The 20,149-nt window shown below is 68.8% G+C and carries 16 protein-coding genes and 1 other annotated feature; of the genes, 10 read left to right on the top strand and 6 right to left on the bottom strand.

Annotated elements, in window-relative coordinates:
- Positions 1-2: 2 nt before the first annotated feature.
- The 6 genes from CA236_RS00700 to CA236_RS00675 all read left to right on the top strand — a co-directional run bounded on the left by CA236_RS00700 (position 3) and on the right by CA236_RS00675 (position 5,599).
- Positions 3-1,109 carry a flagellar basal body P-ring protein FlgI gene (locus CA236_RS00700; protein WP_125944333.1) on the top strand — a complete coding sequence of 369 codons (1,107 nt, stop codon included), beginning with the start codon at positions 3-5 and terminating at the stop codon, positions 1,107-1,109.
- Positions 1,106-1,486, top strand: a complete 381-nt coding sequence (locus CA236_RS00695) for a rod-binding protein (RefSeq protein WP_241212444.1) — start codon at positions 1,106-1,108, stop codon at positions 1,484-1,486. The genes CA236_RS00700 and CA236_RS00695 overlap by 4 nt, the downstream gene beginning before the upstream one ends.
- 14 nt (positions 1,487-1,500) lie before the next feature.
- On the top strand, positions 1,501-2,838 hold the full coding sequence (gene flgK / locus CA236_RS00690; RefSeq protein WP_125944156.1) for a flagellar hook-associated protein FlgK: 1,338 nt from the start codon (positions 1,501-1,503) through the stop codon (positions 2,836-2,838).
- Positions 2,838-3,731 carry a flagellin gene (locus CA236_RS00685; RefSeq protein ID WP_125944155.1) on the top strand — a complete coding sequence of 298 codons (894 nt, stop codon included), beginning with the start codon at positions 2,838-2,840 and terminating at the stop codon, positions 3,729-3,731. The genes flgK and CA236_RS00685 overlap by 1 nt, the downstream gene beginning before the upstream one ends.
- 95 nt (positions 3,732-3,826) lie before the next feature.
- The gene (motA, locus tag CA236_RS00680; RefSeq protein ID WP_046407760.1) at positions 3,827-4,690 is read left to right on the top strand and encodes a flagellar motor stator protein MotA; all 864 of its coding nucleotides are present in this window, start codon (positions 3,827-3,829) and stop codon (positions 4,688-4,690) included.
- Between the two features lie 3 nt (positions 4,691-4,693).
- Positions 4,694-5,599 carry a flagellar motor protein MotB gene (locus CA236_RS00675; protein WP_125944154.1) on the top strand — a complete coding sequence of 302 codons (906 nt, stop codon included), beginning with the start codon at positions 4,694-4,696 and terminating at the stop codon, positions 5,597-5,599.
- Between the two features lie 69 nt (positions 5,600-5,668).
- Here the strand turns inward: CA236_RS00675 and CA236_RS00670 are convergent, their stop codons facing one another.
- The 4 genes from CA236_RS00670 to CA236_RS00655 all read right to left on the bottom strand — a co-directional run bounded on the left by CA236_RS00670 (position 5,669) and on the right by CA236_RS00655 (position 9,641).
- A complete protein-coding gene (locus CA236_RS00670; RefSeq protein WP_125944153.1) occupies positions 5,669-6,652 on the bottom strand; it encodes an isoaspartyl peptidase/L-asparaginase in 984 nt (327 codons plus the stop codon).
- Between the two features lie 31 nt (positions 6,653-6,683).
- Positions 6,684-7,853, bottom strand: a complete 1,170-nt coding sequence (locus tag CA236_RS00665; protein WP_125944152.1) for an acyltransferase — start codon at positions 7,851-7,853, stop codon at positions 6,684-6,686.
- A gap of 28 nt (positions 7,854-7,881) precedes the next feature.
- Positions 7,882-9,045: an acyltransferase family protein gene (locus CA236_RS00660; RefSeq protein ID WP_125944151.1), complete on the bottom strand. Its 1,164-nt coding sequence runs from the start codon at positions 9,043-9,045 to the stop codon at positions 7,882-7,884.
- Between the two features lie 74 nt (positions 9,046-9,119).
- Entirely contained in the window at positions 9,120-9,641 is a 522-nt protein-coding gene (locus CA236_RS00655; RefSeq protein WP_046407755.1) for a DUF1993 domain-containing protein, read from the bottom strand.
- 71 nt (positions 9,642-9,712) lie between these two features.
- Between CA236_RS00655 and ispG the strand changes: the two genes are divergently transcribed.
- On the top strand, positions 9,713-10,837 hold the full coding sequence (gene ispG, locus CA236_RS00650; protein ID WP_125944150.1) for a flavodoxin-dependent (E)-4-hydroxy-3-methylbut-2-enyl-diphosphate synthase: 1,125 nt from the start codon (positions 9,713-9,715) through the stop codon (positions 10,835-10,837).
- A 60-nt stretch (positions 10,838-10,897) separates the two neighbouring features.
- On the opposite strand, the gene CA236_RS00645 is transcribed toward ispG, so the two are convergent.
- Positions 10,898-12,376, bottom strand: coding sequence for a SulP family inorganic anion transporter (locus CA236_RS00645; RefSeq protein ID WP_206430477.1), 1,479 nt, complete (start codon positions 12,374-12,376; stop codon positions 10,898-10,900).
- A gap of 85 nt (positions 12,377-12,461) precedes the next feature.
- Positions 12,462-12,517, bottom strand: a sequence feature (sul1 is cis-regulatory element that is thought to sense ions involved in sulfur or methionine metabolism; They are found in Alphaproteobacteria).
- A gap of 194 nt (positions 12,518-12,711) precedes the next feature.
- Between CA236_RS00645 and CA236_RS00635 the strand changes: the two genes are divergently transcribed.
- The 3 genes from CA236_RS00635 to smc are packed head-to-tail and all read left to right on the top strand — an operon-like array spanning position 12,712 to position 18,960.
- Positions 12,712-13,935 (top strand): acetyl-CoA C-acetyltransferase, encoded by a 1,224-nt coding sequence (locus CA236_RS00635; RefSeq protein ID WP_125944147.1) that lies wholly within the window; start codon positions 12,712-12,714, stop codon positions 13,933-13,935.
- Positions 13,935-15,515: an acyl-CoA dehydrogenase family protein gene (locus tag CA236_RS00630; RefSeq protein ID WP_125944146.1), complete on the top strand. Its 1,581-nt coding sequence runs from the start codon at positions 13,935-13,937 to the stop codon at positions 15,513-15,515. The genes CA236_RS00635 and CA236_RS00630 overlap by 1 nt, the downstream gene beginning before the upstream one ends.
- 46 nt (positions 15,516-15,561) lie before the next feature.
- Positions 15,562-18,960 carry a chromosome segregation protein SMC gene (smc, locus tag CA236_RS00625; RefSeq protein WP_125944145.1) on the top strand — a complete coding sequence of 1,133 codons (3,399 nt, stop codon included), beginning with the start codon at positions 15,562-15,564 and terminating at the stop codon, positions 18,958-18,960.
- Here the strand turns inward: smc and CA236_RS00620 are convergent.
- Positions 18,902-20,143 carry a glycosyltransferase 87 family protein gene (locus CA236_RS00620; protein ID WP_125944144.1) on the bottom strand — a complete coding sequence of 414 codons (1,242 nt, stop codon included), beginning with the start codon at positions 20,141-20,143 and terminating at the stop codon, positions 18,902-18,904. The two genes, smc and CA236_RS00620, sit on opposite strands and share 59 nt — an antisense overlap.
- Positions 20,144-20,149: the final 6 nt, after the last annotated feature.

Raw genomic sequence — 20,149 nt, 5'->3', positions numbered from 1 at the left:
TCATGTTCCGCACCCTCCTCGCCCTTCCTGCGCTGCTGATCGCCGCGCTGTGCGTCGCGGCGCCCGCAACGGCTGACCGGATCAAGGATCTCGGCGGCTTCCAGGGCATCCGGTCGAACCAGCTCACCGGCTATGGCGTGGTCGTCGGCCTGCCCGGCACGGGCGACGACAATCTCGAATATACCGTGCAATCGATGAAGGCGGTCGCTTCGCGCTTCGGCCTGCAGCTGCCGCCCAATGCGAACCAGGGGCTGAAGAATGCCGCGGTGGTGATGATCACTGCCGAGCTTCCCGCCTTTGCCAAGCCCGGCCAGCGGATCGACATCACCGTCTCCTCGATGGGCAAGGCGAAGAGCTTGCGCGGCGGCAGCCTGATCATGGCACCATTGCTCGGCGCCGATGGACAGATCTACGCCATGGCGCAGGGCAATCTCGCGGTCGGCGGGCTCGGCGCAGAGGGCAAGGACGGCTCGCAGATCGTCGTCAACACGCCCTCCACCGGCCGTATCCCGGAGGGCGCCACCGTGGAGCGCGCGGTCGCCACCGGCTTTGCCGACTCGCCCAGTCTCACCTTCAATCTCCAGCGCGCCGATTTCACCACCGCGCAGAATGTCGCCGCGGCGATCAACCAGCGGCTGGGCTTCGGCGTGGCGCAGGCGGTCGATGCGGTGTCGGTCGCGGTGCGCGCGCCGGTCGGCGCCGACGTGCGCGCGACGCTCATGTCGACGATCGAGAATCTCGACGTCGTGTCGGCAGAGCCGCCGGCCAAGGTCATCGTCAACGCCCGCTCGGGCACCGTCGTCATCAACTCCGCGGTCCGCGTCGGCCCCGCCGCCGTCACCCACGGCAAGCTCACCGTGCGGATCGACGAGAACCAGCGCATCAGCCAGCCCGCGCCCTTCAGCCAGGGCCAGACCGCGCGCGAACAGAAATCGGGTGTCGCGGTGGATGAGGAGCATCGCCCGATGTTCCTCCTCGCCCCGGGCCCCAAGCTCGCCGACATCGTCAAGGCAGTGAACGCGATCGGCGCCTCGCCGGCCGATCTTGTCGCCATTCTCGAGGCGCTGAAGGAAGCCGGCGCGCTCAAGGCCGAGTTGATCGTCCTGTGACCGGGCCCGTTCAGATCGGTCGCGTCTCCGGCACCACGGGCATCGACTCGGGCCTGAAGCGCGAGGCGTCCAGCGAAAACCTGAAGGCCGCGGGGCAGCAGTTCGAGGCGGTGTTCACCGGCATGATGCTGAAATCGATGCGCGCGGCGAAGCTTGCCGAGCCATTGTTCGACAGCCAGGCGATCGACACCTTCCGCGACATGCAGGACCAGAAAATGGTGCAGCAGATGGCGCAGCACACGCCGCTCGGCATCGGCAAGGCGATGACCGAATTCCTGTCGCGTGGCCTTTCGGCAACAAACGCCGAAAATCAGAACGTCGGCCAAAAAGACGCGGAACCGGCGCCCCCGCCTCAACCGCCCCTTAACCACGACTGATCCACAAGGCCCGCGTGAGCGACCTTCTTTCCATCGGCGCATCGGGCGTCCGCGCGAATCAGACCGCCCTTGGCGTGGTGTCGGAGAACATCGCCAACGCCGGGGTCACGGGCTATTCGCGCCGGACGATCACGACGACGGAGATCAGCAGCGCGTCGGGAACGACGGGCCGCGCGACCGGCCACGGCGTCTTCGTCACTGGAGTCACCCGCGCCGCTGACCAGTTCAAGGCCGCCGCCGTGCGCACCGCCGGCGCCGATCTTGCCCGGACCGAGGCTGGCGGCGTGTGGATGGATCGGATCCAGTCCTCGCTGACCGGTGCCGGCCTGGAGGGCCGCCTCACCGCCTTCTTCAACGCCGCAAAGGGTGTCGCCGCCGATCCGACCGCCACCGCGCCGCGCGCGGTGATGCTGGAACAGGCCAACGCCCTCGCCGCCTCCTTCACGGCCACTGGCGTCGCGCTCGCCAACGCCACGGCGGAGCTGGACGCGACCGCCGATGGCGCGGTCGCCAATCTCAACAGCCTGTCGGCCGCGCTCGCCAAGGTGAATGACGGGCTGAGCCGAGTCACGCCCAACACCAACGCCGCCGTCAATCTCGCCGATCAGCGCGACGCCATCCTCGAACAGATGAGCGGCCTCGTCGACGTCACCGCCACCTATGACGCGGCCGGCCGCGCCACCGTGCGCGCCGGGGGCGGCGCGGGCACGACGCTGGTGAGCGGCAATCAGGTCGCGACCGTCAGCTACGCGCGCAATGCGCAAGGCACCGTCGCCTTTGCCGTCACCAATGGCGACACTGTTTCGGTGCTGGCCCCGCAAGGCGGCGCGCTCGGCGGGATCACCGACGGGGCGCAGCGGATCGCAGGCGCGCGGATCGAGCTTTCCGAGGTCGTCACCGAGTTCGTCGCCGGCGTCAACGCCGTGCAGGCGGGCGGTCGCACGCTCGACAATGCCGCCGGCGCGCCGCTGTTCACCGTCGGAGACTCCCCCACCGACATCACCATGACGATGACCGACCCGCGCGGGATCGCCGCGGCGGCACCGGATGAGGGGACGCGCGGCAACGCCAATCTCGCCGCGCTGGAGAATTTGCGCACCAGCGCGCGCTTCGAGGGCACGATCGGCAACATGGTCTCGACCAATGCCGCGGCGATCCAGGCGCGCGGTGTCGTCGCGGAGGCGCAGGGCGCGATCCACGACGGCGCGGTCGCCGCGCGCGACGCGATCTCGGGTGTCGATCTCGATCGCGAGGCAGTCGACCTCCTCCGCTTCCAACAAGCGTATCAGGCGTCCAGCCGAGTCATCTCGATCGCCCGCGACACGTTCCAGACCTTGCTGGATATCCGCTGATGAGCGTCAATCTTTCCACCAACCTGTTCTACAACCGCTCGACCGCGTCGATGCAGAAATTGCAGGCGGACTTCGACCGGCTCAACGAACAGGTGGCGACCGGCAAGAAACTGCTCGCGCCCTCGGACGACAGCGTCGGCTACCAGCGGTTGCAGGTGATCAACCGCGCCAACGCCGATGGCACGCAGGACGCCGCCAATGTGAAGCTCGCCCAGGCGACGCTGCAGCAGGCCGGCACTAACCTGTCCTCGATGACCGAGCGGCTGCAACGCGCCTCCGAACTGGTGATCCAGGGTCGCAACGGCACCAATTCGCCCGCCGCCAAGCAAGTGATCGCGACCGAGCTCGACAGCATCATGGAATCGATCGTCGCGCTGGCGAACGGCAAGGATGCACGTGGCCTCCCGCTGTTCGGTGGCAAGGATGACGGCGCCGCCGTGACGCCCGGTGCCGCCGGCGCCCTGACCTTTGCCGACGGCAAGGCTGCACCGATCCCGATCGGCGACGGCCAGAGCGTCGAGGTGACGGTCAACGCACGCGAATTCCTTAGCGTGAAGGACGGCGACGACCTCGGCACCGCCATGGCGGCGATCATCGCGGCGCTGCGCGGCGACCAGCCGATCCCTGACGAGGCGGTCGATACGCTCGGCACGATCGGCGATCAGGTGACGGCGATGCAGACGTCGCTCGGCGCGCGCGAGGTGCGCGTCGACCTGCAGCTCGCGCAGCTGAAGACCAGCGCCGACGACCGCGAACTGGTGCGCACCGATATCGAGGATGCCGATCCGACCGAAACGATCGTCCAGCTGCAAAAGACGATGACGATCCTGCAGGCGACTCAGGCGAGCTTCTCCAAGCTCTCCAGCCTGTCGCTCTTCGACTATCTGCGCTGACCCGCCCGCTCCTCACGGGGGCAATTTTTGCGGTAAAGAAATCGCCCGGCCGGTCGTTTGACAGATAGCACCTTATGTAGCGTCCGGGGATAAAGATGTTCGCCGCCATCGGCCTTGTAGTTCTTATCGCCATGGTCTTCGGCGGCTTTGCCTTCACGGGCGGTTCGCTGGGCCCGGTGCTCCACGCCCTGCCGCACGAAATGCTGATCATCGGCGGCGCCGCTGCCGGCGCGCTGATCATCGGCAATTCGGGCAAGGAGCTGAAGGCGATGGGCGGCGGCCTCGCCAAGGTGTTCAAGGGGCCCAAGTACAAGAAGCAGGATTATCTCGACGTCATCTTCCTCGTGTCGAAGCTGATGAAGATGCTGCGCATGGAAGGCCCGATCGCGCTGGAGCCGCATGTCGAGGATCCGAAGTCCTCCGCGATCTTCGCCGAATATCCCCGCCTGCTGGCCGATCACACGCTGGTCAATCTGGTCGCCGACACGCTGCGGCTGGTAGTCGTTTCGTCCGGCACGCTCGATGTCCATGCCGTCGAGGAAGTGATGGATAACGCCATCAAGACCCACCATCACGAGGTGGAGGGGCCGCACACCACGCTGACCTCGCTCGCCGACGCCCTCCCCGCGCTGGGCATCGTCGCCGCCGTGCTGGGCGTCGTGAAGACGATGGGCTCGATCGATCAGCCGCCGACCGTGCTGGGCGGCATGATCGGCTCCGCACTGGTCGGCACGTTCCTCGGCGTGCTGCTCGCCTATGGCATCGTCAGCCCGCTCGCCTCGCGGCTGAAGCAGGTGATCGATGCCGATGCCGCGATCTATCACGTGGTGAAGCAGATCATCATCGCCTCGCTCCACGGCCACCCGCAGCCGCTGGTGATCGAGGCCGCCCGCTCGGGCATCGCGCACAGCAACCAGCCCGGCTTTGCCGAGGTGTTCGACGGCCTGAGGGGTAAGTAAGCCATGGCCGCGCGCGCACCCCATGGCAGCAACCAGCCACCCAAGATCATCGTCAAGAAGATCTATATCGAGGGTCACGGCGGCCATCACGGCGGCGCGTGGAAGGTCGCCTATGCCGATTTCGTGACCGCGATGATGGCGTTCTTCCTCCTGATGTGGCTGCTCGGCGCCACCACGGAAAAACAGCGCAAGGGCATCGCCGACTATTTCGCGCCGACCATCCTCAACACCAAATCGCTTGGCGTCGGTGGCGGTGGCCTCTTGGGCGGCAACTCGGTCACCACCGACGAGAAGACGGGACCACTCGACGGCAATTCGCGCATGCCGATGATCGTTGCGCGCGCTGACGGCGCTGGCGGGCCGCAGATCGGCACCGGGGCCAAGGGCTCGCTGCGCAGCCGCCAGGCGATCGCGGAGGAGGACCGCCGGAACTTCTCCAAGCTGAAGCAGCAGGTGGAGAAGCAGCTGCGCGAGCGGCAGAATCTAGCGAAGCTCGCCAAGCACATCCGCTTCACCATGACGCCCAACGGCATGCGCATCGATCTGGTCGACGATGCCAATTATTCGATGTTCGCGCTCGGCACGACCGCGCTGGAAAGCGATGCGTCGGCGCTGATCGGCATGGTGGCGGAGGGGATCCGCGAAACACAGAACCCGATCATGATCCGCGGCCATACCGACAGCCTGCCGTTCGGCGATCCGCGCGCGATGAACAACTGGATCCTGGGCACCGGCCGCGCCGAGGCGACACGCCGCCGCCTGGCGCGCGGCGGGATTCCCGAATCGCGCTTCCACCGGATCGAGGGCGTGGCCGATCGCGAACCGATGATCACCGACAATCCGATGGACCCGCGCAATCGCAGGGTGGCGATCACCCTGCTCTACCGCGCCGGCTCGTTCGGCCAATAAGGTCGGCGGCCGCCCGCAGGCAGCCGCCGCTCCTCCTCGTGTCAGGGTTCGTCGCGGTAGATCGCGGCGTCAGGGCTCGTCGCGGTAGATCGCGACGGCTGGCGCGCTGCCCGCGCTCACCCGGCCGCGATACATGCCCGGCGTGTTGTAGCTCCAGGCGATCTCGCCCGACGGCGTGTTGACGATGACGCCGCCGTCGCCGCCCAGCGCCTGCACCTCGGCCATCACCGCATCGGCCGCCGCCTTGGGGCTGTCGCCCTTGAAGCGGATGCGCGCGCAGATCTCATGCGCCACGCCCTCACGGATGAAATATTCGCCGGCACCCGTCGCGGAAACGGCGCAGGCGCGATCGTCGGCATAGGTGCCCGCCCCGATCACCGGCGCGTCGCCGATCCGGCCCCACCGCTTGCCCGTCACGCCCCCGGTCGACGTCGCCGCCGCGACATGGCCGTTGGCATCGCGCGCCACCGCGCCGACCGTGCCATACTTGCGATCGACGTCGATCGCCGACAGCTTCTTGGCCTTCAGCGTCTCGAGCTGCCGCCGCCGCTCGGGCGTCGCGAACCACGCGGGATCGGCCTGTTCCAGCTTCTGCGCGCGCGAAAAGGCGTCCGCCCCCGCGCCGGCCAGGAACACATGATCGCTCTTTTCCATCACCGCGCGCGCCAGGCTCACCGGATGGCGCGTGGCGGTGACCCCGGCCACCGCGCCGGCGGCACGGGTGCGCCCGTCCATCACCGCGGCGTCCAGCTCGTTGCGGCCCTCCCAGGTGAAGACCGCGCCGCGCCCGGCGTTGAAGTGCGGATCATCCTCCAGCACGTGGATCGCCGCCTCGACCGCGTCCAGCGCGCTGCCGCCCTTGTCGAGCACTGCCGATCCGGCGGCCAGCGCCTGCTTCAGCGCGGCACGGATCGCCTTGTCCTGCGCGGGTGACAGCTTGTCACGCTCGATCACCCCGGCACCGCCATGGATCGCCAGCGACCAGCGCGGCGCCTCCTTCGCCATGGCAGGGGTGGCGAGCAGAGCGGCAAGAACGGGCAGCAACAGGCGCATGATGTTCCTTTTCGTCAGACAATTGGCGTGTTCAGACAATGGCAGGTCGGGGATCGGGAATGTCGGCGCGCGGGCGATGCAGGCGAAGGCCGATCAGCGGGCGAAGCCACGACACGCGCCGCCCACCGAGGTAAAAGGCCCAGCATCCCGCCACCGTCGCCGCCACCAGAATGACGAAGTCGAGCGTGAGCGGCAGACCCGCCAGCAGCAACCAATAAGCGACGACGACGATGATCGTCTGGTGGATAATGTAGAAGGGAAACACCGCCTCGGTCAGCATCGGGCGCCAGCGATGGTCGCGGTTCCAATAGGTCTCCGCCACGCCGATCAGCGCGGCGATCGTCATCCAGCCTTGCACCCCGCGCGCCAGGCTGAAGATCGTGCCGAACGGCCGCGGCGTCACCCGATAGCCGGCAAAGACGATCTGGATCGTCGCCACGGCCAGGAACGCCAGCAGCGCCGCCAGTGCCGTCACCGTCCACCACCGCGCGAAAGTGGCCAGCATCCGCTCGCTGCCGGCCATGGCGTATCCCAGTACGAACATCGGAAAATAGGTCGCATGCGCCACCCAATCGCCGACCATCTCATGCGTCTCGCGCGCACCGGGGAACAGCACGCCGCTCACCAGCATCAGCCAGGCCATCGGCAGGATCAGCGCGCCGACGCCGCCGAACAGTCGCTCGAACGCCCGCTGCGCCGCCGCCCGAACACCGCCCGGCGTGATCGTCAGCACGGCAGTGAAGGCGAGCGTATAGACCCACAGATAGGCGACGAACCAAAGGTGGTTCCACGTCGGCAGCGCGATGCCGTCGATCCGGCGAAACGCGAAATAATCGCCGGTCCAGAAGGCGAGGAAGCCGCCCGTCCAGCCATGCTGCGTCACCAGCTCGACCCATGGCTGCGGCGGCACGATCACCGCCATGCCGAAGGCGAGCGGGATCAGCAGCCGCGCGGTGCGGTTGCGCACGAACGGCCACGGCCCCGGATGCCGCACGAACAGCGCCCGGCTGGCATAGCCCGACACCAGGAACAGCAGCGACAGTCGCCACGGGTTGGACAGCATCATCGGCACCGTCACCCATTGTTCGGCGCCAAGCTTCGCGTGAAAGCCCCACGGCACGAACACCATGCCGATGTGATACAGGATCAGGATCGCGAACGCCCCGATCCGAAGCCAGTCGAGGCCGTAATGCCGCTGCATCGCCGGGGAACTAGCAGGGCGGATACCGCTAGGCCAGCCGCCGCGCTGGCCGGGGTGTCGCTGGCGCCAGGCCGATCAGCGGGCGCAGCCAGGGAATGTCGCGGCCGATCACGTAACAGGCGACGCAGGCGGCGGCGGTCGCGCTCAGCAGGAAGACAAAGCCGTCGCCCGCGCTCATTCCCCAAGACGGGATCACCCACGCCAGGACGACCAGCACCGGATGATGGATCAGATACGCCGGGAACACCGCTTCCGCGAGCGGCCGGCGCAGCGGGTGATCGCGGTTGAGCATCCCGTCCGCCAGTCGCAGCAGCGCGATGATCACGCCCCACGCCATCGCCCGCCGCGCCGCGCGGTTCGCCGCCATCAGCGCGTGGCCCGGCACGTCCAACCCCTGGTAATGCAGCTCGACCCCGACGACGACCAGCGAGCAAAGCCCGGCGATGACCAGCGCGCCCACCCAATGCTGCCTGATCGCGCGCCACAAGGCTAGCGATCCGCCCAGCGCGAAGCCGAACAGGAACAGCGGCAGATAGCCCACATGGCCCGACCAGTCGGTGGTCAGTCCCTGCGTTTCCGGCACGACGAACATCAACGCGACCTTCGCGCCGGCCAGCGCCAGCATCGGCGCCCAGATGATCCGCCGTCCCACTGCCAGCCACTCGAACCACGCCTGGATCCGCCCCGCGCCGCCCCGCGCCAGCAGCAACGCGAGGACCATGGTATAGGCCCACAGATAGACGACGAACCACATATGCTCCCACTGCGGGAAGCCGCGGCCGTTCTGCGCCCACGGGCGCCAGTAATCGTTCAGCCAGAACGTCGCGAGGCTGGCGGCATCCCCCGCCAGCCGTGCCCGCACCCACAATTCGGGCGGCAACAAGACCAGCATCGCGAAGGCCAGCGGCACCAGCAGGCGAAGGCTGCGCTGATGCGCGAACGCACCGATGCTGGGCATGCGCGCGATCAGCCGCCGCGTCGCAAAGCCCGCGACCACGAACAGCAACGGGATCCGCCACGGCGTCAGCAGCGCCATCGGCACGATCAGCGAAGGGAACGTCTCGGGCCATTTCACCACCCACGGCCAGGGCGCGAACACCATCGCCACATGATAGATGATCAGCAGCCCGAACGCGCCGATGCGCAACCAGTCGATTCCATAATGGCGCGCAACCGGCGCAGCGTCGTCCATGGCGCGGCGCTATAGCGCCCGCGGATTGTTTCGAAACGTTGCTGGAGATCAGTCCCGCGCGCTGGCCGCACGCTTCACCGCTTGATGCGCAGCGCCCCCAGGAAATCGCGCTTGCCGATCTTCATCCCCTGCGCGCGCAGGATCCCGTAGGCCGTCGTCGCGTGGAAATAGAAATTGGGCTGCGCGAAGGACAGCAGGAACTGCGCGCCGGTGAACGGCATGCGCAGCTCACCCATCGAAAACTGCGTGTCGCGGTCCGCCAGCGCGTCGAACTCGGCCCGGTTGACCGCCTCCAGCGCGGCGATCGCGCCCTGGATCCGCTCGTGCAGGCCGGCGAAGTCGGTCGGCCACGGCGCCATGCTGGGCGAGAAATTGCCCCCGCGCACGCCCTCGATCCCGCCGATCGAATGTTCCGCGACCGATTTCACCTGATAGCCGAACGGCAGCATGTCGGGCGCGAGGCGCGCGTCGATCAGCTCGGCGGCGGTCATCCCCTTCTCGGCCGCGAACGCTTCCGCCTTGTCCAGCAGGCGGTCGATCGCGCCCAGGATCTGGATGTTCGACGGGATCACCGCGTCGTACAGCGAAAGTGTCATCGTCCTGCCCCACGTTTCGTTTATGTGTTGGAGGCGCTATATCGATGCCAAAGCCGATAGGAAGCCCTTCGATGTCCCTACGCCCCTGGCGCGATATTCACCGCCGCGCGAGCCGCCAGATCATGGTCGGCAACGTGCCCGTCGGCGGCGACGCGCCCGTCACCGTGCAGACGATGACCAACACGCCGACTGACGATGCCCGCGCGACGATCGACCAGATCCGTCGCTGCGAGGATGCCGGCGTCGACATCATCCGCGTCAGCTGCCCGGACGTCGAATCCACCGCCGCGTTGAAGCAGATCGTGCGCGCCGCGCGCGTGCCGATCGTCGCCGACATCCATTTCCACTATAAGCGCGCGCTCGAGGCGGCCGACGCCGGCGCCGCGTGCCTGCGCATCAACCCGGGCAACATCGGCTCCGCCGATCGCGTCAACGAAGTGGTCAATGCCGCCAAGGCGAACGGCTGCGCGATCCGCATCGGCGTCAACGCCGGCAGCCTGGAAAAGGACCTGCTCGAAAAATACGGTGAGCCCTGCCCCGAGGCGCTGGTCGAAAGCGCGCTCGACCATATCAAGCTGCTGCAGGACCGCGATTTCCACGACTTCAAGGTCGCGGTGAAGGCGTCCGACGTGTTCCTCGCCGTCGCTGCGTATCAGCAGCTCGCCGAGGCGGTCGATTGCCCACTTCACCTCGGCATCACCGAGGCGGGCGGCTTCGTCGGCGGCACGGTGAAGAGCGCGATCGGCATCGGCTCGCTCCTCTGGTACGGCATCGGCGACACGATCCGCGTCTCGCTCTCGGCCGAACCCGAAGAGGAAGTGCGCGTCGGGTTCGAGATCCTGAAATCGCTCGGCATCCGCAACCGCGGCGTCCGCGTGGTCAGCTGCCCCAGCTGCGCGCGTCAGGGCTTTGACGTCATCCGCACCGTGCAGACGCTGGAGGAACGCCTCCAGCACATCCGCACCCCCATGTCGCTCTCCGTGCTTGGCTGCGTCGTCAACGGCCCGGGCGAGGCGCGCGAAACTGACATCGGCCTCACCGGCGGCGGCAATGGCAAGCACATGGTGTACCTCTCGGGCGTCACCGACCATGTCGTCCAGGACGAGGGCATGATCGACCACATCGTCCGCCTGGTCGAGGCGAAGGCCGCCGAGCTGGAGGCCGCAAGCGACGCCGCCAAGGTGGCGGCAGAGTAGAACTCTCGCAATCCAGCCGTCACGTCATGCCGGGCCTGTCCCGGCACGACGTGTCAGGCCTCAATGCGGCACGGCGCCTAGCTCGACGCCGGTCTTGTCGTGCAACGCGAAGCGGTCGATCAGATCGGCGCTCGCGCGATTATAGCCGACCACCTCGACCACCGACCCGTCGCGCCGCAGCCGCGCGACGATCTTGTCCAGCGCGCCCACCCCCGAAATGTCCCAGAAATGTGCCGCCGACACATCGATCGTCACCGCGCGTCCCGCCTCGGGCGCAAAGGCGCGGGTGAAGCGATCGACCGAGGCGAAGAATATCTCGCCGCTCACCCGGTACAGCACCCGCTCGCCCTCCGTCTCGCGCACAACGGCGAACATCCGCCGCACCTTGCCCGCGAAGAAGATGCCCGACAGCAGCACGCCGGCCAGCACGCCCTGCGCCAAGTCATGCGTGGCCACCACCACTGCCACCGTCACCAGCATCACCGCCGATGACGTAGGCGGATGGCGGCGCAGGTTCGGGATCGAATTCCAGCTGAACGTGCCGATCGACACCATGATCATCACCGCGACCAGCGCCGGCATCGGGATCTGCCCCACGATCGGGCCGAGCATTGTCAGCAGGAACAGCAGGAACGCGCCGGCGATAAAGGTCGACAGCCGCTTGCGCCCGCCCGACGTCACGTTGATCACCGACTGGCCGATCATCGCGCAGCCACCCATGCCACCGACCAGCGCCGCGACCATGTTGGCGCCGCCCTGCCCCATACACTCGCGCCGCTTGTCGCTGTCGCTATCGGTCATGTCGTCGACGATCTGTGCGGTCAGCAAGGATTCCAGCAGCCCCACCGCCGCCATGGTCAGCGAAAACGGCAGGATGATGCGCAACGTCTCGAGCGTCAGCGGCACGTCGGGCAGCGCAAGGCTAGGCAGCCCCTCGGGCAGCCGCCCCATCTCGCCCACCGTACGCACCGGCAGGCTCATCGCGATGCTGACGATCGCCAGTATGATGATCGCCACCAAGGGCGACGGCACAGCCTTCGTCACCCGCGGCAGCAGGTAGATGATCGCCAGCCCCGCGGCGATCATCGCATAGGTGTGCCAGCTGACGCCGATCAGCTGCGGCACCTGCGCCATGAAGATCAGGATCGCCAGCGCATTGACGAACCCGGTGATGACCGATCGCGAGACGAACTGCATCAACAGGTCGAGCCGCAGCAGCCCCGCGGCGATCTGGATCACCCCCATCAGGATGGTCGCGGCAAAAAGGTAGTTCACGCCATGGTCGCGCACCAGCGGCGTCACCACCACGGCGACCGCGGCGGTGGCGGCGGAGATCATGCCGGGACGCCCGCCCAGCAGCGAGATGACGATGGCGATCGCGACGGAGGCATACAGGCCCACGCTGGGATCGACCCCGGCGATGATCGAAAAGCCGATCGCCTCGGGGATCAGCGCCAGCGCCACGACGATGCCGGCCAGTGCCTCGCGCCGCACGTCGCCGGCACCAGCGAACCATTCAGTTCGGAAACGGGAAAGCATGAAAAGGGGAAACCTGTTCGTTGAACGCAACACAGAACGCCGCGCGCACGACAAGGCAGGCGGCAGGAAAAATGACATCTGTGCAGGTTGCCCGGCGGATCAGCGGCCGGGATAGCCACCCGGGCTTTCACCGGGTCCTTGCGAATGCGCCGGCCATAGCGTTGCCGATGCGCCCGGCGCAAGATGCCCCTTTCCGCTCCCCGCCGCGGCATTCAACGGGCTGAAAAGCGGTCCATGTGGTTGAAACCGGACCGGCCATCCGATAGGCGCAGACACAGTAAGGAGAGCGCCCGGACACCTGCCGTCGCATCTCCGTTTTTGACAGGAGTTGCCCCATGTCCGCCAGCACCGGCCTGCGCCGCGCCGCCATCGTCGCCCCGATCCGCACCGCCGTCGGCAAGTTCGGCGGCAGCCTCTCCTCGCTCACCGCGGGCCAGCTTGGCGCGACGATCCTGAAGGCGCTGATGGAGCGCACGAAGATCGATCCGAGCCGCGTCGACGACGTCGTCTTCGCGCAAGGCTATGGCAATGGCGAGGCGCCGGCGATCGGCCACTGGGCATGGCTCGCCGCCGGCCTCCCGATCGAGGTGCCGGGCTATCAGCTCGATCGCCGCTGCGGCTCCGGCCTTCAGGCAGTGATCGACGCTGCGATGATGGTGCAGACCGGCGTCAGCGATGTGGTCGTCGCCGGCGGCTGCGAGAGCATGTCCAACGTCGAACATTACACCACCGACATCCGCAAGGGCGTGCGCTCGGGCAATCTCACGATCCACGATCGCCTGACGCGCGGCCGCCTCATGTCGCAGCCGGTCGAGCGGTTCGGCGTCATCAGCGGCATGATCGAGACCGCCGAGAACCTCGCCAAGGATTACAACATCAGCCGCGAGGAGGCTGACGCCTATGCCGTCCGCTCGCACCAGCGCGCCACCGCCGCCTGGGAAAAGGGCCTGTTCGCCGACGAGCTCGTCCCCGTCTCGGTGCCGCAGAAGAAGGGCGAGCCCGTGGTGTTCGACCACGACGAGGGCTATCGCCCCGACGCCACGCTGGAGACGCTTGGGCGTCTGCGCCCGATCGAGGGCGGCGTCGTCACCGCCGGCAACGCCAGCCAGCAGAATGACGCCGCAGCCGCCTGCCTCGTCGTGGCGGAGGACAAGTTGGAGGAACTGGGGCTTGAGCCGATCGCCTGGTTCCACAGCTGGGCCGCGGCCGGCTGCGACCCCTCGCGCATGGGCATCGGCCCGGTCCCGGCGGTCGAGCGGCTGTTCGCCCGCAACGGCCTCTCCTGGTCCGACATCGACCTCGTCGAGCTGAACGAGGCGTTCGCGCCGCAGGTGCTCGCCGTGCTCAAGGGCTGGGGTTGGAGCCAGGACGACAGCCGCAACGAAATCCTCAACGTCAACGGCTCGGGCATTTCGCTCGGCCACCCGATTGGCGCCACCGGCGGCCGAATCCTCGCCAATCTGACCCGCGAACTCGTCCGCCGTGACGGCCGCTATGGTCTGGAGACGATGTGCATCGGCGGCGGCCAGGGCATCGCCGCGGTCTTCGAGCGCGCATAATGCTGGGGGAGGCACTGGCGGCGGCGCAACGCTATCGCGACGACGCCCGTGCCGCCCTCGCGGCCCGGCTGGACGCCGCGCCGATCGACACCGAGCAGCGCGCGGCGCACGGCTTCGCCTGGGTCGCCACTACCGTCGCCGCGCTGGAGGCGGTGGCCGACTGGGCGGACCGCAACTCAGGGGACGTCAACGCCCTCGTCGCCCGCCTCGCCGTTCAGGAGAGCATCGCTCAGCTCGTCGGTGGCCTGCCGATGGGCCAGAACGAACTGTTCCGCCCCGCCGACCTCGGCCTCGCCGCCCCGGCGCGCACGCTCGCAACCGCCTGCGCCGACCTCCTCGATCATGACGCCGCCGCCGATCGCCGCGTCTTGGTCGATCGCCTCGCCGCCGGCGAATGGCCCAGCGAGACGCTCCACGATGCCGAGCTGGACGCGATCCGCGACCAGTTCCGCCGCTTCACCGATGCCGAGATCCTGCCCCACGCCCACGGCTGGCATCTCGCCAACGATCTGATCCCCGACGCCACCGTCGCTAAGATGGCGCAGCTCGGCACGTTCGGCGTCTGCATCCCCGAGAATTACGGCGGCCTCGGCCTGTCGAAGCTCGTCATGTGCATCGTCACCGAGGAATTGTCGCGCGGCTGGATCGGCGCCGGCTCGCTCGGCACCCGCTCCGAAATCGCCGGCGAACTCATCGCCGGCTCCGGCACCGAAGCGCAAAAGGCCGAATGGCTCCCGCGCATCGCCAGCGGCGAGGTGCTCCCCACCGCCGTCTTCACCGAGCCCGACGTCGGCAGCGATCTCGGCTCGCTGCAAACCCGCGCGCGACGCGATGGCGATAGCTGGCGGATCGACGGCGCCAAGACGTGGATCACCCACGCCAGCCGCTCCGACCTCATGACCCTCCTCGCCCGCACGCTGCCGGATGCGAAGGGCTATGCCGGCCTCTCAATGCTGCTCGTCCCCAAGCCGCGCGGCACCGAAAGCGATCCCTTCCCTGCGCCGGGCATGTCGGGAAGCGAGATCGAGGTGCTCGGCTATCGCGGGATGCGCGAATATGCGCTCTCCTTCGACGGCATGTCCGCCCCCGCCGACGCCCTGCTCGGCGGCGAGGAAGGTCAGGGCTTCAAGCAGCTGATGCGCACCTTCGAGGGCGCCCGGATTCAGACCGCCGCGCGCGCCGTCGGCGTCGCCCGCCGCGCGCTCGAACTCGGCCTGTCCTACGCGGTCGATCGCCAGCAGTTCGGCCGCGCGATCATCCACTTCCCGCGCGTCGCCGACAAACTGGCGATGAGCCTCGTCGATCTCATCGCCGCGCGCGAGCTCACCTATGCCGCCGCCCGCGCGAAGGATTCGGGCAAGCGCTGCGATATCGAGGCCGGCATGGCGAAGCTGCTCGCCGCCCGCGCCGCGTGGAGCAATGCCGATGCCGCGCTCCAGATCCACGGCGGCAACGGCTATGCGCTGGAATTCGAGATCAGCCGCATCCTGTGCGACGCGCGCATCCTCAACATCTTCGAGGGCGCGGCGGAAATCCAGGCGCAGGTGATCGCGCGCGGGCTGGTCGCACAGCGCAACTGACGCCCCCTTGCGCAACGCCCGCTGATCGCGCCAAGACTGCGCGACTGTGCAGATCAAGCGGCTGCGCCTTTCCGGCTTCAAAAGCTTCGTCGATCCGGCCGATCTCAGGATCGAGCCGGGGCTGACCGGCGTCGTCGGCCCCAACGGCTGCGGCAAGTCCAATTTGCTCGAAGCGCTGCGCTGGACGATGGGCGAGAATAGCGCAAAGTCGATGCGCGGCGCCGGCATGGAAGACGTGATCTTCGCCGGCACCGCCACCCGCCCCCCGCGCGACTTCGCCGAAGTCTCCCTCCTCGCCGAAGTGAACGGCGACGAGACCGAAATCGTCCGCCGCATCGAACGTGGCGCGGGCAGCGCCTATCGCATCGACGGCAAGGACGTACGTGCCAAGGACGTGTCGCTGCTGTTCGCCGACGCGGCGACCGGCGCCCACTCCCCCGCACTCGTCAGCCAGGGCCGGATCAGCGCGGTCATCGCCGCCAAGCCCACCGACCGCCGCGCCATGCTGGAGGAAGCCGCCGGCATCGCGGGCCTCCACGTCCGCCGCCGCGACGCCGAACAGAAATTGCGCGCGACCGAGGCCAACCTGTTGCGCCTCGACGAAGTCATCGCCGATCAGGAAGCCCGCGCCGCCGCGCTCCGTCGCCAGGCACGCCAGGCGGAAAAATACCGCCTCCTCTCCACCCAGATCCGCGTCGCCGAGGCCCGCATGATCTTCGCCCGCTGGCGCGAAGCGGCGACCGCCGCCGATCTGGCCAGGGCAGAGGCGATCGCTGCTGAGGCGCGCGTGGCGCAGGCCAGTATTCTCCAGCAGCAGGCCGCCACCGCGCAGGCGCAGGCCACCGAAACGCTGGCTGCCGCCCGCACCGCCGCGCTCGACGCCCGCGACCGCAGCGGAGAAATCGCGCATCAACTCGCCGCCCTTCGCGCCGAGGAACAAGCTGTAAGCCGCCGCCTCGCTGACCTTGCACAAGCCGCCGCGCGCATCGCCGACGATCGCAGCCGCGAAGGCGCGCTTGCCCATGACGCCGCCGAGGCGCTCGCCCGGCTCGATACCGAGCGAAAGGCGCTGGAAACCGCCATCGCCGCTGCCGCCACCGACCTCCCCGTCCGCGAGGCCGCACTGGCGGACGCCGAACGCCGCGCCCGCGATGCCGAGGTCGCGCTCGCCCAGGCACTCGCCCGCCAGGCCGCCGAAGCCGCCGACGCGCGCGTCGCCCATGCCGCCGCCGCCGCCGCACGCACCCGCCTCGACCGCGCCGAGCGGGAAGTGGCACAAATCGCGCAGCAGCTCGCCGCGCTCGGTGACGCCGCCCCGCTGGAGCGCGATCGCGATACCGCCGCCGCGACGCTCGCAGCCGCCCTTCACCAAGCCGAAGCAGCCCGCACCGCGCAGGCCGACGCCGAGGTCGCCGAACGCGCAGCCCTGAGCGCGCGCGACGCAGCACAGGCCACCCGCGCCGCCGCCCGCGCCGATCTCGCCGCGCTCGACAGCGAGGCCGCCGCGCTCCGCCGCGCGACCGAGCGCAAGGGCCGCGACCGCCTGCTCGATCACGTCCGCGCCGCCCCCGGCTACGAACGCGCCCTCGCCGCCGCATTGGGCGACGACCTGGAAGTCGGCCTCGACCAGCAATCCGATACTTATTGGTCAGATGCGGCGGCCGACCCAACGACGACCACCGCGCCCACCGCCGACCGCCTGATCCACCACGTCACCGCCCCCGCGCGCCTCACCCCCCGCCTCGCGCACATCATCGTCCTCGACACGGATGATCAGCGCCCGCTCGCCCCCGGCGAACGCCTCGTCACCCGCACCGGCCAGCTCCGCCGCTGGGACGGCTATGTCGCCCGGCAAAGCGGCGCCGCCGCGGCCGAGCGGCTCGAACGCCTGAACCGCCTTGCCGCGATCGACGCAGCGCTCCCCGCCGCCCGCGATCGCGTGCAGGCCGCCGAGGCCGATCTCGCCCGTGAGGAAGCGACGATCACCGCCGCCCGCACCGCGGCGCGCACCGCGCGCGAGCAGCTCGCCCGCGCCGATGCCACCGCCCGAGACGCTCGCACCCGGCAGGATCGCGCCACCGCCCAGCTCGAACGGCTTGCGGGCCTGCGCACCGATCTCGACGCCCGCGCGGCGCGAACCGCCGCCGAGCGCGACGACGCCGCGCGCGACCACGCGACCGCCGCCACGGCGCTCACGGCGCTGCCCGATACCAGCGCCACCGCCGCCACCGTCACGTCGCTTCAGCGCGAGGCCGAGCACCGCCGCACCGCCGTCGCCGAAGCACGCGCCGCCCGCGCCGCCGCCGAGCGCGCCGGGGAGGACGCCCGCAACCGTCTCGCCGCCGCGCAGGCCGATGTGAAAAGCTGGCGCGCCCGCGCTGGCGACGCCGCCCGGCGCATCGCCGACATGGGCAAGCGCGAGGCGGAAATCGCGGCCGAAACCGCCGCCATCGCCGCGCGCCCGGACGAACTCGCCGCCGCCATCGCCGACACCGCCGCCGCGCATGATGCCGCTCGTCGTACAGCCGAGGAACTGGCGGCTGCCGAACGCAACGCCGAGAGCGCACTTCGCCAGAGCGAGGAGGCCGCCCGCCGCGCCGGCGAAACGCTGTCGGAGGCACGCGAAGCACGCGCCGGCGCCGCCGCGCGCGCCGAAAGCCAGGAGCTTCGCCGCGTCGAGCTCGGCCGCGTTGCTGGCGAACGCTTCGAATGTCCCGCCCCCGTCCTTCCCGAAAAAATCGGCTTCGACAGTGCCGAGATCCGCTCGCCGCAGGACGAGGCCGCCGCACACGACAAGCTCGTCCGTGATCGCGAGCGGGTCGGCCCGGTCAATCTCGTCGCCGAGCAGGAACTGGCGGAGCTTGAGGCCGGCGCCAGCGGCAATGCCGCCGAGCGCGAGGAGCTTGGCCAGGCCGTGAACCGCCTGCGCGGCTCGATCGGCACGCTGAATCGCGAAGGGCGCCAGCGCCTGCTCGCGGCGTTCGAGGCAGTGAACGGCCATTTCCGCCGCCTGTTCACGACTCTGTTCAACGGCGGCCAGGCGCATCTCGAACTGATCGATTCGGACGATCCGCTCGAGGCCGGGCTGGAGATCATGGCCCAGCCGCCCGGCAAGCGGCTCCAGTCGCTCACCTTGCTGTCCGGCGGCGAACAGGCGCTGACCGCCGTCGCGCTCATCTTCGGCCTGTTCCTCACCAATCCCGCGCCGATCTGCGTCCTCGACGAAGTCGACGCCCCGCTCGACGACGCCAATATCGAACGCTTCTGCGACCTGCTCGATCGGATGAGCCGCGAGACGCAGACGCGCTACCTCATCGTCACCCACAATGCCGTCACGATGAGCCGAATGCACCGCCTGTTCGGCGTCACCATGATCGAGCGCGGCGTCAGCCGATTGGTGTCGGTCGACCTTCAGGCTGCGGAGACGTTGCTGGCGGCAGAATAAGCAGCCACGCCGGCGCCGGGCTGCGCACCGCATCCACGATGATCCACAGCATCGCCGCCGCACGAAACGCCGCCGCAACGGCAATATGCCCCTGCGTCACCCCCATGCCGGCCCCGCCGGGCGAGGCGAAGAACCAGAACTCCGCCCAATACGCCGCCAGATCGCCGAGCACGAACCAGGCGACCGGCCACAGCTTGCGCGAAGTGATAAGCAGGAAGGGATAGAGCCACAGGTCGAACTGCGGCGAATAGACCTTGTTGGTCAGCAGGAACCAGGCAAGCACCGAGGTGAACAGCGCCCAGAGCGCGTCACTATGCCGCCGCCATCCGAGCAGCACGATCGCCGCTGCGCCGCCGGCAAAGGCAACGAACGACCACAGGTTGCGCGTCTCGGTATCGCTCACCCACCAGCCCTGCGCGCCCATGATCTCCCACACCGCCGCCGCGGTCCCGCCACGCTCGCGGCTGAAGGTGTAGAATTCGCTCCAATGGTCGAACGCCCGCCAGGCGACCGGCGCGTTGAACATCGCCCAGAACATGATGGCCACGACCGTCAATATCGCGGCCGATCTGATCCGCTCCCGCCATGCTTTGCCTCCGGGCAACAGCGCCTGGAGGCCGATCAGTGGCAGCAGCAGAACGGGGAAAAGCTTCGCCGCCGTCCCGATCGCCGCCAGCGCCGCCGCGCTCAGCGCCTCCCCCCGCCGCGCAGCCAGGAACGCCGCCACCGCCAGCGCAACGGCCAGCATGTCCCAATTATGCCCCAGGTACAGCACCAGCGGCGGCGCCCCCGCCCACCACCAGCGCCGCACCGCCGGCACCCCCGCGCGCTCCATCATCCGCAGCACGGCAAAGGCCAGCACAGCGTTGACCAAGGCCACCACAAGCAGGAAATCGGCCGCATCTGCCCGCGCCCCACCGATCACGCGCGCAATCAAGCCTTCCAGCCAGATCAGCGCCCCCGTCAGCACCGGATACTCCATCCGCGCCTCGACATAGGGGATCTGCCCCGCCGCAACGCCGCGCAGCCCCCAGAAGGGCACCGCATCCGAATAACAGCCGGTGATGTACTGCTCATCGCCGATCCATGAGGCGCCGCAATGCGCCTTGAACCACCAGCCCGCGACGCAGGTGGCGAGCAGCAGCAGGTAGGGGCCGAAGCTGTTCAGGCGACGCGAATGCATGATCCC

Source organism: Sphingomonas sp. ABOLG, assembly GCF_003950435.1.
In the GTDB taxonomy this organism is placed as follows: Bacteria; Pseudomonadota; Alphaproteobacteria; order Sphingomonadales; family Sphingomonadaceae; genus Sphingomonas; species Sphingomonas panaciterrae.
This window is presented reverse-complemented; position numbering and strand designations above follow the sequence as displayed.

Bases quoted from the DNA above. Each gene is read 5' to 3' on its own strand.
- CA236_RS00700 (WP_125944333.1), top strand. From the start codon at position 3: ATGTTCCGCACCCTCCTCGCCCTTCCTGCGCTGCTGATCGCCGCGCTG.
- CA236_RS00685 (WP_125944155.1), top strand. From the start codon at position 2,838: ATGAGCGTCAATCTTTCCACCAACCTGTTCTACAACCGCTCGACCGCG.
- motA (WP_046407760.1), top strand. From the start codon at position 3,827: ATGTTCGCCGCCATCGGCCTTGTAGTTCTTATCGCCATGGTCTTCGGC.
- CA236_RS00675 (WP_125944154.1), top strand. From the start codon at position 4,694: ATGGCCGCGCGCGCACCCCATGGCAGCAACCAGCCACCCAAGATCATC.
- CA236_RS00670 (WP_125944153.1), bottom strand. From the start codon at position 6,652: ATGCGCCTGTTGCTGCCCGTTCTTGCCGCTCTGCTCGCCACCCCTGCC.
- CA236_RS00665 (WP_125944152.1), bottom strand. From the start codon at position 7,853: ATGCAGCGGCATTACGGCCTCGACTGGCTTCGGATCGGGGCGTTCGCG.
- CA236_RS00660 (WP_125944151.1), bottom strand. From the start codon at position 9,045: ATGGACGACGCTGCGCCGGTTGCGCGCCATTATGGAATCGACTGGTTG.
- CA236_RS00655 (WP_046407755.1), bottom strand. From the start codon at position 9,641: ATGACACTTTCGCTGTACGACGCGGTGATCCCGTCGAACATCCAGATC.
- ispG (WP_125944150.1), top strand. From the start codon at position 9,713: ATGTCCCTACGCCCCTGGCGCGATATTCACCGCCGCGCGAGCCGCCAG.
- CA236_RS00645 (WP_206430477.1), bottom strand. From the start codon at position 12,376: ATGCTTTCCCGTTTCCGAACTGAATGGTTCGCTGGTGCCGGCGACGTG.
- CA236_RS00635 (WP_125944147.1), top strand. From the start codon at position 12,712: ATGTCCGCCAGCACCGGCCTGCGCCGCGCCGCCATCGTCGCCCCGATC.
- CA236_RS00630 (WP_125944146.1), top strand. From the start codon at position 13,935: ATGCTGGGGGAGGCACTGGCGGCGGCGCAACGCTATCGCGACGACGCC.
- CA236_RS00620 (WP_125944144.1), bottom strand. From the start codon at position 20,143: ATGCATTCGCGTCGCCTGAACAGCTTCGGCCCCTACCTGCTGCTGCTC.